Origin of the sequence: Niabella soli DSM 19437, from assembly GCF_000243115.2 — a bacterium.
In the GTDB taxonomy this organism is placed as follows: Bacteria; Bacteroidota; Bacteroidia; order Chitinophagales; family Chitinophagaceae; genus Niabella; species Niabella soli.
On sequence record NZ_CP007035.1, the window covers coordinates 2,418,314 to 2,430,817 of the forward strand.

A 12,504-nucleotide genomic window follows, 5' to 3' on the forward strand; every position below is an offset into this window, starting at 1 on the left:
ATAATATTATGGCAAAAAAAGTTGTATTAGGGTTTAGCGGCGGTTTAGACACTTCCTTTTGTGTAAAATATCTTACTGATGAAAAAGGGTATGAAGTACACAGCATTATTGTGAACACCGGCGGCTTCAGCGAAGAGGAGTTGAAAAAGATTGAGGAGCATGCTAAAAAGCTGGGTGTAAAATCGCATAAAGCAGTAAATGCCGTAAAAAACTATTACGACTCCATTATCCGCTACCTGGTTTTCGGAAATGTGCTCAAGAATAACACATACCCCTTAAGCGTATCTGCAGAGCGCTTAAGCCAGGCGCTGCATATTGCAAAATACGCCCGGGAAATCAATGCCGATGCTATCGCACACGGAAGTACCGGTGCGGGCAACGACCAGGTGCGTTTTGATATGATCTTCCAGATCATGGCCCCGGAAATAGAGATCATCACTCCTATCCGTGATATGAATCTCAGCCGCGCTTCCGAGGTAGAATATCTGCAAAGTAAAGGTGTGGATATGAACTTCGAAAAGTCAGTCTACTCAATAAACAAAGGCCTTTGGGGTACCAGCGTTGGGGGAAAAGAAACACTTTCCTCGAACGGCTACCTGCCGGATGAGGCCTGGCCTACTCCGGTTACCCAAACAGGTACCGAACCCGTTAAACTTTCGTTTGAGCAAGGGGAGCTTAAAAAAGTAAATGATGAAACTTTTGACCACCCTACTCAGGCCATTCAACACTTACAGCAAATTGCAGGTCCTTACGGCATCGGGCGTGATATACATGTAGGCGATACGATCATTGGTATAAAGGGCCGCGTGGGCTTTGAAGCGGCTGCACCCATCCTGATCATTAAAGCGCACCATGCACTGGAAAAACATGTATTGAGCAAATGGCAGTTACAGTGGAAAGACCAGCTTTCTTCGTTCTATGGCACCTGGCTGCATGAAGGCCAGATCCTGGACCCGGTAATGCGGGATATCGAAGCCTACCTGGAAAGCAGCCAGCGCAATGTAACCGGCGATGTGTTCCTGCAATTGCATCCCTACCGCTACCAGGTATTGGGCATAGAAAGCCCTTATGATTTAATGAACAATGCTTTTGGAAGCTATGGCGAAACCAACAGGAGTTTTACCGGTGATGATGTAAAAGGGTTTACCAAAATATTTGGCAACCAAACTTCCATCTACCACCAGATAAAAGAACATGCCAACAAGGGATAATAAAATAGTAAGCGGCGCACAACCGCTTCATTCCTATATCTGGGGAAGAGATTGCACTGCGGCTGTTTTGACCGATAATGCATCGCTGTCCATAAAGCAGGAAACCATCCCCACCGGCAACGGTGAGCAATTGCACTTTCATCATACCGCTGTTCAGTTTTTTTTTATATTGAAAGGCAGGGCTGGCTTTGAGATTGATGCAGTTTTTTATACAGTAAACGCCAACGAGGGGATCCTGATTTATCCCGGCCAAAAGCACCGGGTTTTCAATGAAGGCATGGAGGAGCTGGAATTTATTGTGTATTCACAGCCTTCAACCAACAATGACCGTGTAAATTTGTAATAATAATAAGCTTTTCGTCAGAAAAGAGTTGTAGATCATAAAAGCAGCGGGGCTATGATTTATATAACGCAGTTGATCTATATAAAAGGCGGACAGGAAGAGGTATTCAATCAGTTTGAAGCCATTGCGATTCCGTTAATAACGAAATATAATGGCCGGCTTTTGTTGCGCATAAGACCCACAGAAGATTCTTTTATAGAAGAGCATATCGAAAAGCCCTTTGAAATTCATTTTGTTGAATTTGATACGGAATATGATTTTCAGAATTTTATGAAAGATGAAGAACGAAAGAAAATAGTACACTTAAAAGAGCAATCAATAAAAGCTGTTTTATTAGTAAAAGGTGAAAAGGTATAATCAAACAAAATTATTAAATTAAAAATCATGATAAAGGCCGGAATTATTGGGGGCGCAGGGTATACAGGGGGTGAATTAATTCGTTTATTAATCAACCATCCGCAGGTGGATATTGTCTTTATTCATAGCCGCAGCAACGCGGGCAAGTTGGTTACTGATGTACATACCGACCTGATCGGCGATACCGACCTTATATTTGCTGATACGATTTCACAAGATATTGATGTGCTGTTTCTTTGTCTGGGGCATGGGGAGTCAACGCGTTTCCTGCAGGAAACCCCAATCGATCTTTCTGTAAAGATCATTGACCTGGCAAATGACTTTCGTTTGGTAAAAGACCGCAACCAGCCTTCGCTGAACCGCACATTTATTTACGGGCTTCCGGAATTAAACCGGGAGGCTATTAAAACAGCTCAAAATATTGCCAATCCCGGCTGTTTCGCTACAACCATTCAAATGGGTTTATTACCCTTAGCAAGCACCGGCATTTTAAAAGAAATTTATACAACGGGGATCACCGGTTCAACAGGGGCAGGACAAAAACTGGCGGCCACTTCTCATTTCAGTTGGCGCGCCAATAATATACAAGCCTACAAAACGCTTACCCATCAGCATCTGGGTGAGATCGGCGAGTCGTTGGATCAACTACAACCCGGCACGGAGATCAATCTTAGTTTTGTACCCTGGCGGGGCGATTTCACACGCGGTATCTTTGTAAGCTCTACCATTACAACAGATCTTTCCCTGGAAGAACTTTACCGGATTTTTGAAGACTTTTATAAAGGGCATCCGTTCACTTCTGTTAGTCGCGCCCCGATCTTTTTAAAGCAGGTCGTTAATACGAATAAGGCGGTAGTACAACTGGAAAAAGTAGGCACGAAGCTCGTAGTGCATTCCGCTGCGGATAACTTATTAAAAGGCGCCTGCGGGCAGGCAGTCCAGAATATGAACCTGATGTTCGGATTAGATGAGCGCACCGGACTGAACCTGAAACCTATTGCGTTTTAAAGTAAAGACCTGTGAGGTTTTAAAAACCTCACAGGTTTGTTCCTCACTTCAGGATTTTTTCAATAGCGTTCAGCTCTTCTTTTGAAAACTTTTCATTTTGGAGGCATTTTAACGAATCCAGTAATTGTTCGCTGCTGCTGGCGCCCACCAAAACCGAGGTAATCCGTTTATCTTGCAGCAGCCACGCAAGCGCCATTTGCGCGAGCGATTGACCGCGTTTTTTTGCTACTTCGTTTAATGCGGTTACCTGTTGCAGTCTTGCCGGTGTTATTTCCGCCTTTTGCAAAAAGCCATGCTTTTTAGCTGCCCTTGAATTTTTGGGGATCCCTTTTAAATATTTATTGGTCAGTAACCCTTGTGCAAGGGGAGAAAACGGAATACAGCCCACCCCTTCTTTCTCCAAAAGATCCAGCAAGCCATCCTCTACCCACCGCTCAAACATTGAATACTTGGGTTGGTGGATCAAGCACGGAGTTCCCAGCTCTTTCAGTATTTTAAATGCTTTGGCTGCTTCTTCCTTCCGGTAGTTGGAGATACCTACATAGAGCGCCTTTCCCTGGCGTACGATAAGATCCAATGCGGTCATTGTCTCTTCCAGTGGCGTTTCGGGATCAGGCCGGTGGTGATAAAAAATATCAACATAATCCAGTTGCATCCGTTTAAGACTCTGATCCAGGCTGGACACCAGGTATTTTTTAGAACCCCAGTCACCATAAGGCCCATCCCACATGGTGTATCCCGCTTTGGATGAAATGATCAGCTCATCCCTGTGATTTTTGAAATCGGTATGCAGGATCTTTCCAAAATTGGTTTCAGCCGATCCGGGCGCCGGTCCGTAATTATTTGCCAGATCAAAATGGGTGATTCCCGCGTCAAAGGCCGTATGCAACGTTTTGCGGTAAACCTTCGGATCATCCACATCGCCGAAATTATGCCACAAGCCTAACGAGAGGGCCGGTAATTTCAGACCTGACTTTCCGCATCGGCGGTATTCCATTTCCGTATATCTTGATGGATTAAATTTCATATTCAATTTTTGTATGATTAAATTTAAAGAGAACAATAAATCGCTGAAAAGAGGTCCTTTGGGTTACAGGTTCCTGGTTACAAGTTACAGGTAGAACCCTTGGAACCTGAAACCTGTAACCTGCAACTACTTCAATTCATCCAGCACCCTGTACATCTTCCGGACCAATGAAAGCTGGCTGCCACTATAATTATTTACCAGCATGGAAAAGATATAATTCTTCCCGTCTTTGGATTTTTGATACCCCGAAAACCCTTTTACCCGGTTGATCGTACCGCTCTTCATCTTCATATCGTTATATAAAGGAAACGCTTCATAATAATCCGCAAACCAGGGCTGCTGCTGCGCATATCTTAATACGGTCACCTGCGCTTTTGTGGTGATCCGGTTTTGAGGGGAAAGTCCGGAACCATCATATAAATGCAATGCTTCCGGGTCGATGCCCTTATCTTTCCAATAGGCTGTTTCGGCTTCAATGCCGCTTGCTGTTGTACCCAACCCTTTTTGTTTGAGCCCGATTGTTTTCAGTAATGCTTCGCCATACAGGTTCACACTTTTTCTTAAAAACCAGTAAATAATTTTTGAGAGATCAGGGGAAGTATTGGTGAAAATCCAGTTTATGTTTTTCTCTTCTTTATCGGTAGTAATAACTTTATCAGTAGTAAAACGCACCACTCCTTTAAGGTTCGATATAATTGTTTTTACAAATTGATTGGCCGGATCATACAGGGAACCGGAAACAACAAATTCATTTTTTCCTGAAGGGATCGATCCGGTAAGGATCCCGGTTTTGGCACCCATAGAGGGATAATAGAGGTTACTGTTATCCCCTGAAGTGGGGCTTCCCGCCTCCGCCCTTGAGGCAATAGTATAATCATAGAGATGCGGCTCTGTTTTTACGACGGTAACCGGACTGCCCTGTGCGCCTGATTTTAACACCAGGTCAAACTGGTTTTCCCGCCAGTTAACGGCCTGTGCGCCGGCTCCGTAGTAATTGCCCAGGTCTTCCCAGATCCATCCCCCCGGAATAGTCTGCTGGCCCCAGGGGCCGGTATAAAGTATAACGGAATTCAGCTCTTTGACGCCGGCTTGCTGTACTGCTGCTTTTAGCTTTGCCAGGAATACGGCATCCTTTGTTTCTTCCCACCGCCAACTGGCCAGCGTAGGGTCGCCGGAAGGAACTACATACAGGCTTTTCCCTTTGGGTGTGTTAACAATGCCAAACTTTGTTTCGTAAGTGAAATCTTTTCCCAGCACATCAAAGGCCGTTGCCGCTGTTATAATTTTTTCTGTGGATGCCGTAGCCATTCCAACGCTGCTGTTCTGATCAAAAACCACTTCCCCGGATCCTGCATCAATCACATACAGGGAGACCAGTGCGTGTTTTAGCTGCTCATCAGTAGTAAAGGCTTCCATAGCCGTATTTAATTTGGTAGCGGGCTGCCCTTGTCCCCAATACCAACTCAAACCAAAAAACAAAAGAAATCCCCATTTCATAGACGTACTATTAAAAAGGGAAAATACAAATTTATTACCTGAAATTAAATAAAGTAGCCGTGAACATTCCCCGCTCCCGCTTTTTAAAGATGATATCCCAGTTCCCGCTGTACCGCAATACGCTCGGGACGAGCAACCGGCCTACATGCGTAAGCTCTACTTCCATATGTACATCAAAATCATAGGCACCGGTATTATAGCTGAGATCGTAGGTTCTCCCCAATATTTCGAAGTTGCGATCGTTAAACCAGGTAGTCATGTTATCATATACAATGCTGTTACGCTGGGAGCTGGTCAGCCCTGGTTTTGCCTTGATCTCAAATTTATAAGCACGCTGGCCATTGTACATCACATAATCTATATTATAATCATAAAGATCCGCAATGCGCGGATCAAAAACATTGCTCTTTTCCCCCATAAAAGGAATACCTGGAATTCTTTTCCCCGGATTAAAGAAAAGCATCTTTAATTGTTCCTTTCTTTTCTCAATACCCGATTTATCTTTTGGGTTCAGGCCGGCGTTCCCTACAATATTATTTTCTCCGCAAACCTTTCCAACCGTGAAAAAGAGCCCGGCATATAACTCAGCAGTGTAATAATTATAGCCGCCGCCACGGTCCACCATATCGCCCGTGGTTTTTTCATATTCTTTGGTCATGGTTCTGCAACCGCCACTGTACGTCTGATGCGTTTTGCTGTCGAGCGAAGCTATTTGCCGCCCCTGCTTGTCTTTCATCACAATATTATTCAGCGAGGAAAAATTAAGGACCCGCAGGTTCTTAAAAGCCTTATAAAAAGTAGTGTCTTTTTTTACCCGGTCGATAAAACTGGGCACATTCAATTTATTATTGATGACCACGTCCGAAAGGGTAATCATTTGGGCCAGCCGCTCATTCTCCAGCGAATCCTGGGTTTCCAGACTAACCTGCGCGTTAACGATCGCGCCCATCCCCATAAAAAATAAAAGAAATAAAAACCGTTTCTTCATCGTGCAAAGAAAAACAAAGGGTTGTTAACAGCAACAAAAGATTTTATCATAGGGCTAAAAGGCTGCAGCCGCGAACGTCCGCATGATCCATCCGGCCCAATACCTCAAAAGAACTATTTTCATATACCTGCCCGAGATCATCGGTGGCTATAAATGCACAAGAGTAGATATTAGCCAGATCAATAATATTTAAAACCCCTTTCCCGGGTTTTGTTGAAACAGCAAGCGGGTCGTCTTCCTCCCTGGTTACCGCCCGCATCCACGGCGGGGTCCGAAAAATACCATCCCCCTTTGAGTAGGCCTGGGAGAGCAGTTCCGTCATTCCGTATTCCGAATGTACTTTAGGCACGCCGAATCCCTGTCGCAACAGATCGTGCACTTCGGCGCGGATCAGCTCCCGTCGCCTTCCCTTCATTCCCCCGGTTTCCATAACGATCGTATGTTCCAGCTTTTGCGGGAACAGCCGGGCAAAATCAAGCAATGCATAGGTTACTCCTATCAGCAGGGTTTTTTGTCCCTGCGCTTCAAGACCGGCCAGGGTTGCAGCAAGCGCTTCCCAGTCATCCAGGTAAAATCCGCTTTGCGGATGCCGGCTCGCCCGGACCAGGTGGTCTACCATAAATACCAGTGAAGAATTTCCCCTTTCCAGGTAGGAAGGCAATAATCCTATTACACAATATTGCTCCACAGGGCCATAAAAGCGGGTAAAGGTTTGCATAAAGCTTTGGGTGTACAATCCGGTGTCTTTAACCCAGTGCCTGCTATTGACGGTTGTGGTGGTGCCACTGCTTTCAAAAAACACTTCGGGCTCAAAATCAGTTGTGGTAACCGCATGCGTCTTAAAAAACCGGATCGGTAAAAAAGGAATAGCTGCTATTGTTTTAATACGCCCGGTATCGCACCCGATGGCTTGCACATATTCCCGGTAAATACTGTTATTCTCATATTGATAAAAGAACAGTTCCGTTGCTACTGCCTCGAAACTGCCTTCATCAACTGAAAATATTTTATCTTTTAGCTGCATTAAAATTGTCGCTGCAAAAATACAACTCTGTGATCTTTAAAGAAGTTAAGTTTGCAGAAGAAACGGGCTAAAATGGTTACAAAAGGACGCAATGTTTTCGACTTTATTGTTTTCAGCAATTTGTTTATCACTTTTTGCGCGGTAGCCATGTGCATCTGCACCATCGCCTCTTTTAACCTGGGCAAATTACCTGCAAATTTTGTGGCATTTGTTTCATTTTCCACGCTGGCCAGTTATAGCATTCACTGGTACCTTACCAATGCAGACATAGAGATTACTGCCAGTCGCACCGACTGGCTGAAACAACATAAACAAATACACGCGTTGTTCTTTATTGTCAGTGCGGTAGGAACAGGGGTTTATCTCCTGCGGCTGGTGGAATATTGGCTGTACCTGTTGCCGGCTGTTGGATTAACCGTCCTGTATAGCGCGCCAAAGTTCCCGCATCCTTTTTTTAAAAAGCTGGGAAAATATATTTTGGGAAAAACATTTTTGCTGGCTGCGATGTGGACCTATGTAACGGCGGTACTGCCTTTTTTTATAGTACACGCCTCCTGGGAAGCGTCTTTTTATATTTATGTTATCAACCGGTTTGCATTGTTGTTTGCTATCTGCATTTTGTTTGATATACGGGATCGCCAATTTGATAAACAAACAGGGGTAAAAAGCCTGATAACGATCCTCCCGATGAAAAAAATAAAAATTCTTTTCACCGTATTTATCTTGTTAAACTTTGCCAGTTCATTCATACTATATATTTATTCTCAGGAAATTATAACTATTATCTTCCTGGCGCTGCCCGCGGTGTTCACCTATTTTTTATACCCCTTCGCAATAAAATCTAAGAATGATTACCTTTTTTATTTTATTTTAGACGGCCTAATGGCGCTTACTGCGGTGTTATATTTTATAAAAAATGTTTTTGAAATGTATATACAGTAGGAGGAGTTAGCACAGAAATTGATAGAAATTGAATTATGCATACTTCATTTAATAAAATAGTCCACTTTACCCGCCTTATTAAAATTAACGGCCGATTGAGAGAGTTTAACTACCGGAAAAATAATAATGCCGGCGCTTATGTTTTTGACGTTGATACGGCTGACGAGCGGGGTAATCGCCTGTTTTTCAGACTTATAAAAGAAGAAAATACCTGGCAACTGACCTCAAAACTTCCGATGCCTGAATGGATCACCGACAACCGGGAACTATTAATTACAGAACTGGAAGAAGGCGTGTTGAATAATTAACACCTTAAAAAATAACACAGGAATGTGGATGGCCAATCTTAATGTGCAACCGCTTCATTCCTGCGAAATCGCGCTGCAACAGCTTTTAATTCGTCCTCGCTCATCCGGGAAGTTTTTCTCAATACAGAGATAAAATAATCAACTTCCGGCTTACTCGCAGGACAGCCGGTATTATTTCCATCTGGCAGCATAGAGGTAGCTAACGGCTTGCCTGTGCTGTCATATACGACCCAGAGCGGGATACCGGAATGCTCATTTTTATAAAGTGCGTATACAGAATCGGCTCCCGGATTTTCCAGGCGTTTATTAGCAGCAGACTCCAGAACGGTCAGGTGCTTTATTACATAATTTTTCTCAAATGCTGCTTTACAGGATGGGTCATTGAGCGAAGTATCCATTTTATGACACCACCCGCACCAGGATGCGTGAAAGATCAAAAGCACTTTTTTATTGTCCTTTTTTGCTTCGGCATAGCCTTGTTGCAACACATTTGCGGCAGAAAGCGGCGCCGGCGGTTCCTGGGCGCCCGTTTTTGTATTTAGAATGGTTAAAACCAGCAATAGGATAAGGGTCAGTTTACTCATGCGGTATGCGTTTGCTCCGATATAAAAGTACAAAAAAGTGTACATTGCAGCATGACAAAACTATCCGTGAATATAAATAAAATAGCCACCCTGCGTAATGCGCGCGGGGGCAATAACCCGGACCTGGTGAAAATGGCGCTCGATGCAGAAACTTTTGGCGCTGATGGTATTACGGTGCACCCCCGCCCTGATGAACGCCATATCCGGTACCAGGATGTTCGCGATCTGAAGCCATTGCTGACCACAGAATTTAATATTGAAGGCAATTGTAAGGAGCAAAAATTTATTGACCTGGTGCTGGAAGTAAAGCCGGATCAGGTTACCCTGGTGCCAGATGCTACCGGTCAGTTGACCTCCGATCACGGCTGGGATACGATTAGTAATAAAGACTATCTAACGGGGATCATCGGAACCTTTAAAAAAGCGGGTATAAGGGTATCGATTTTCGTAGATCCGGATGAGAAAATGGTAGCCGGCGCTGCGGCAACAGGAACGGATCGTATAGAATTGTATACCGAAGGATATGCCCGGAATTTTCCCGTAAATAAAGAACAGGCAATCGCCCCTTACATAAAAGCCGCGGAACAGGCCCGCAGCCTGGGTTTGGGGCTAAACGCCGGTCATGACCTGGACCTCAAAAACCTGAACTACTTCAGTCGCCAGATCCCCTGGCTCAATGAAGTGAGTATTGGTCATGCCCTGATATGCGACACCCTTTATTTGGGTTTTGAAAATACCATCCAATTATACAAAAGACAACTGCAGCACAACCTGTAATATATTACCCACACAATTGCTTCCTGATATGATGCGAAAACCTTTTATTGCCCTGGTCCTTATTGTTCTTGGCCTGAATGCAACAGCCCAAAAAATGACCACCCTTTTTGAAACAAGCGGCGGCAAACAAACTCCCGAATACAAAGACATTATTAGCTGGTGGCAGCGATTAGACCAGGCCTCTCCGCTGGTGACCATGAAAACCATGGGAATGACGGATGCCGGCTACCCGTTGCACCTGGTTATTGTGAGCAACGGGTCTTTTACAGGTTTTAAAGAGGCCCACAACCAAAAGAAAACGGTATTGCTGATCAATAATGGCATCCACCCGGGGGAGCCGGATGGTATTGATGCCTCTATGTTGCTGGTGAGGGACATTGTTGAAAAAAAGACAGCATTGCCCAACAATATCATATTGGCCATAATCCCGGTGTATAATATTGGCGGCTGCCTGAACCGCAGTGCTTATTACCGGATCGACCAGGACGGCCCGGAGGCTTTTGGATCAAGGGGCAACTCCCAGGGGCTGGATCTGAACAGGGATTTTATTAAATGTGATTCAAAAGAAGCCTTCGCGTTTGCAGAGATCTTTCACCAGGCAGATCCGGATATCTTTATCGATAACCATGTGAGCAATGGAGCAGACTACCAGCACATTATGACGCTCCTGGCTTCCCAGCACAATAAATTGGGGGGCAAGATGGGCGAATATATGAATAAGCAATTTGAGCCGGCCCTGTATTCCCTTATGAAAAAGGAAGGCTATGACCTGATCCCTTACGTAAACGATTTTGGTGAAAATGTAACCGATGGATGGAACGAGTTCTGGGACAGCCCCCGGTATTCCAGCGGCTATGCTTCGTTATTTCAAACCTTCGCTTTTGTGCCCGAAACACATATGTTAAAGCCCTATTCATTGCGCGTGAAGGCAACCTATGCCCTTATGAAAAGTTTTATAAGTTTTGCCAGGGACAATGGGTTACAATTACAGGAGTTAAGAAAAGAGGCCCGCAAGGAAGTCATCAGCGCCACCCGGTTTGCTTCCTCCTACAAAGTAGATTCATCTGCTGCCACCACCATTACTTTTAAGGGATTCGAAGCCGTAAGAAAGAAGAGCGCAGTTTCAGGCTTACCAAGATTATTTTATGATCGTACCAAACCATTCACCAAACAGATACCTTTTTACAACCAATATACTATTCAAAGCTATGCCACTAAACCGCGTGCTTATATTATCCCCCAGGGATGGTGGAAGGTTATTGATCGGTTAAATGCCAACAAAATAATTATGCGGCCGCTGGGCAGGGACTCCACAATAAAAGTAGAAGCCTATTATATAACAAAATTCAGATCAGCCGCTACTCCCTACCAGGCGCACCACGCCAATACAAATGTTGAAGTGGAGCGAAAAGAACAAACGCTTACTTTCAGAAAAGGCGACTGGCTGATACCCATGAACCAGGAGGGAAACCGGTTCCTGATGGAAACACTGGAACCTTATTTTGAGGACAGTTATTTTTCCTGGAATTTCTTTGATGGCATTCTAAATAATATGGAAGGCTACTCCGCCTATCATTACGAAGACATCGCTGCCGCTGATGTTGAAAAGGACCCGGAACTGAAAAGACTCCTGGAGCAAAAGCGGGCAGCGGATACCAGCTTTGCCCATAGTGCATCGGCGCAGCTTAGTTTTATTTTTAATCACTCTCTTTTTAAAGACCCCAACTATATGCGTTATCCTGTGTTCAGGATCAATGAGTAGCTGGAGCTGTTGAATCTGCGCCGCTTGCGGGCTGATCCGGTTCTGCAAACATGAAACCGTTCATTGCCGCAAAACGGGTCTGGCTGGCTTTCATGCGTTCTTCAACATCAGGCTGCGCCGACAATTTTTGATACATATCATTGGTAAGTTTCAATCTTGCGGCCTGGTCGGGCGCATTACCGATCTGCTTATAGGTGCTGTACACATCCTTCAGGTATTCAAAATACCGGATCACAACGATTTTAAAATCATCACCACCAGTAAAAGAGGACGTCTTTATGTTGTTTAAGGTATCGATCTTTCCTTGCAGCAGCGACTCCATTTTACCACCAACGCCGGCGAGCCCGGCATAATTGGAGTTATCACCAAAATTTTTAATTTCATTTTCAGCAGTGCGTATCGGCTCGGCCAGACTCTGCTGCATTGTCACCACCTCATCGCTGTACTGCTTTGCTGTCATGGTGGCTTTACTTTTACAGGCAACCACGGCAACCAGCACCAGGGAAAAAAACAAAATGCTTCGTTTCATACTACTTGTTAAGTTAATCGGGAAATGTTAAACGTGGTACCTGGCCGGTAAAGCGGTAAATCAGGGAGCATTTAAAGACAGCAGCTTCCCGCTTTTCCGGTATCCCGGCTATTGATACACATCTCCTTTATGATTCATCCATTTGTC

General features: G+C 44.6%; 14 protein-coding genes. 8 read left to right on the top strand and 6 right to left on the bottom strand.

What is annotated here, in order from left to right:
- Positions 1–8 precede the first annotated feature (8 nt).
- Genes argG through argC form a run of 4 tightly spaced genes read left to right on the top strand, consistent with a single transcriptional unit; the run spans position 9 to position 2,919 of the window.
- Positions 9–1,211, top strand: a complete 1,203-nt coding sequence (gene argG, locus NIASO_RS10190; RefSeq protein WP_008585552.1) for an argininosuccinate synthase — start codon at positions 9–11, stop codon at positions 1,209–1,211.
- Entirely contained in the window at positions 1,195–1,554 is a 360-nt protein-coding gene (locus tag NIASO_RS10195) for a cupin domain-containing protein (RefSeq protein WP_008585553.1), read from the top strand. Before argG ends, NIASO_RS10195 begins: the two co-directional genes overlap by 17 nt.
- Before the next feature lie 54 nt (positions 1,555–1,608).
- Complete coding sequence (locus NIASO_RS10200; protein WP_008585554.1) at positions 1,609–1,911, top strand: hypothetical protein; 303 nt, start codon at positions 1,609–1,611, stop codon at positions 1,909–1,911.
- A 27-nt stretch (positions 1,912–1,938) separates the two neighbouring features.
- A complete protein-coding gene (gene argC / locus NIASO_RS10205; protein WP_008585555.1) occupies positions 1,939–2,919 on the top strand; it encodes an N-acetyl-gamma-glutamyl-phosphate reductase in 981 nt (326 codons plus the stop codon).
- 43 nt (positions 2,920–2,962) lie between these two features.
- On the opposite strand, the gene mgrA is transcribed toward argC, so the two are convergent.
- The 4 genes from mgrA to NIASO_RS10225 all read right to left on the bottom strand — a co-directional run bounded on the left by mgrA (position 2,963) and on the right by NIASO_RS10225 (position 7,455).
- Positions 2,963–3,946, bottom strand: a complete 984-nt coding sequence (mgrA, locus tag NIASO_RS10210) for an L-glyceraldehyde 3-phosphate reductase (protein ID WP_008585556.1) — start codon at positions 3,944–3,946, stop codon at positions 2,963–2,965.
- 126 nt (positions 3,947–4,072) lie between these two features.
- Positions 4,073–5,443, bottom strand: a complete 1,371-nt coding sequence (gene dacB, locus NIASO_RS10215; protein ID WP_008585557.1) for a D-alanyl-D-alanine carboxypeptidase/D-alanyl-D-alanine endopeptidase — start codon at positions 5,441–5,443, stop codon at positions 4,073–4,075.
- A 34-nt stretch (positions 5,444–5,477) separates the two neighbouring features.
- A complete protein-coding gene (locus NIASO_RS10220) occupies positions 5,478–6,431 on the bottom strand; it encodes a hypothetical protein (RefSeq protein ID WP_025298868.1) in 954 nt (317 codons plus the stop codon).
- 46 nt (positions 6,432–6,477) lie between these two features.
- The gene (locus NIASO_RS10225; protein ID WP_008585559.1) at positions 6,478–7,455 is read right to left on the bottom strand and encodes a LuxE/PaaK family acyltransferase; all 978 of its coding nucleotides are present in this window, start codon (positions 7,453–7,455) and stop codon (positions 6,478–6,480) included.
- 72 nt (positions 7,456–7,527) lie between these two features.
- On the opposite strand from NIASO_RS10225, the gene NIASO_RS10230 reads away from it, so the two are divergent.
- Complete coding sequence (locus tag NIASO_RS10230; RefSeq protein WP_008585560.1) at positions 7,528–8,397, top strand: UbiA prenyltransferase family protein; 870 nt, start codon at positions 7,528–7,530, stop codon at positions 8,395–8,397.
- Positions 8,398–8,492: 95 nt separating this feature from the next.
- Complete coding sequence (locus tag NIASO_RS10235) at positions 8,493–8,705, top strand: hypothetical protein (RefSeq protein ID WP_008585561.1); 213 nt, start codon at positions 8,493–8,495, stop codon at positions 8,703–8,705.
- Positions 8,706–8,743: 38 nt separating this feature from the next.
- On the opposite strand, the gene NIASO_RS10240 is transcribed toward NIASO_RS10235, so the two are convergent.
- Positions 8,744–9,289, bottom strand: coding sequence for a thioredoxin family protein (locus NIASO_RS10240; protein WP_052356511.1), 546 nt, complete (start codon positions 9,287–9,289; stop codon positions 8,744–8,746).
- 51 nt (positions 9,290–9,340) lie between these two features.
- Between NIASO_RS10240 and NIASO_RS10245 the strand changes: the two genes are divergently transcribed.
- A complete protein-coding gene (locus NIASO_RS10245; protein ID WP_008585563.1) occupies positions 9,341–10,066 on the top strand; it encodes a pyridoxine 5'-phosphate synthase in 726 nt (241 codons plus the stop codon).
- Positions 10,067–10,094: 28 nt separating this feature from the next.
- On the top strand, positions 10,095–11,828 hold the full coding sequence (locus tag NIASO_RS10250; protein ID WP_044046309.1) for a M14 family metallopeptidase: 1,734 nt from the start codon (positions 10,095–10,097) through the stop codon (positions 11,826–11,828).
- Here NIASO_RS10250 and NIASO_RS10255 read toward each other — a convergent pair.
- The gene (locus NIASO_RS10255; RefSeq protein WP_008585565.1) at positions 11,818–12,357 is read right to left on the bottom strand and encodes a hypothetical protein; all 540 of its coding nucleotides are present in this window, start codon (positions 12,355–12,357) and stop codon (positions 11,818–11,820) included. The genes NIASO_RS10250 and NIASO_RS10255 overlap by 11 nt on opposite strands.
- Between the last annotated feature and the right edge of the window lie 147 nt (positions 12,358–12,504).

Bases quoted from the DNA above. Each gene is read 5' to 3' on its own strand.
- argG (WP_008585552.1), top strand. From the start codon at position 9: ATGGCAAAAAAAGTTGTATTAGGGTTTAGCGGCGGTTTAGACACTTCC.
- NIASO_RS10195 (WP_008585553.1), top strand. From the start codon at position 1,195: ATGCCAACAAGGGATAATAAAATAGTAAGCGGCGCACAACCGCTTCAT.
- NIASO_RS10200 (WP_008585554.1), top strand. From the start codon at position 1,609: ATGATTTATATAACGCAGTTGATCTATATAAAAGGCGGACAGGAAGAG.
- argC (WP_008585555.1), top strand. From the start codon at position 1,939: ATGATAAAGGCCGGAATTATTGGGGGCGCAGGGTATACAGGGGGTGAA.
- mgrA (WP_008585556.1), bottom strand. From the start codon at position 3,946: ATGAAATTTAATCCATCAAGATATACGGAAATGGAATACCGCCGATGC.
- dacB (WP_008585557.1), bottom strand. From the start codon at position 5,443: ATGAAATGGGGATTTCTTTTGTTTTTTGGTTTGAGTTGGTATTGGGGA.
- NIASO_RS10220 (WP_025298868.1), bottom strand. From the start codon at position 6,431: ATGAAGAAACGGTTTTTATTTCTTTTATTTTTTATGGGGATGGGCGCG.
- NIASO_RS10225 (WP_008585559.1), bottom strand. From the start codon at position 7,455: ATGCAGCTAAAAGATAAAATATTTTCAGTTGATGAAGGCAGTTTCGAG.
- NIASO_RS10230 (WP_008585560.1), top strand. From the start codon at position 7,528: ATGGTTACAAAAGGACGCAATGTTTTCGACTTTATTGTTTTCAGCAAT.
- NIASO_RS10240 (WP_052356511.1), bottom strand. From the start codon at position 9,289: ATGAGTAAACTGACCCTTATCCTATTGCTGGTTTTAACCATTCTAAAT.
- NIASO_RS10245 (WP_008585563.1), top strand. From the start codon at position 9,341: ATGACAAAACTATCCGTGAATATAAATAAAATAGCCACCCTGCGTAAT.
- NIASO_RS10250 (WP_044046309.1), top strand. From the start codon at position 10,095: ATGATGCGAAAACCTTTTATTGCCCTGGTCCTTATTGTTCTTGGCCTG.
- NIASO_RS10255 (WP_008585565.1), bottom strand. From the start codon at position 12,357: ATGAAACGAAGCATTTTGTTTTTTTCCCTGGTGCTGGTTGCCGTGGTT.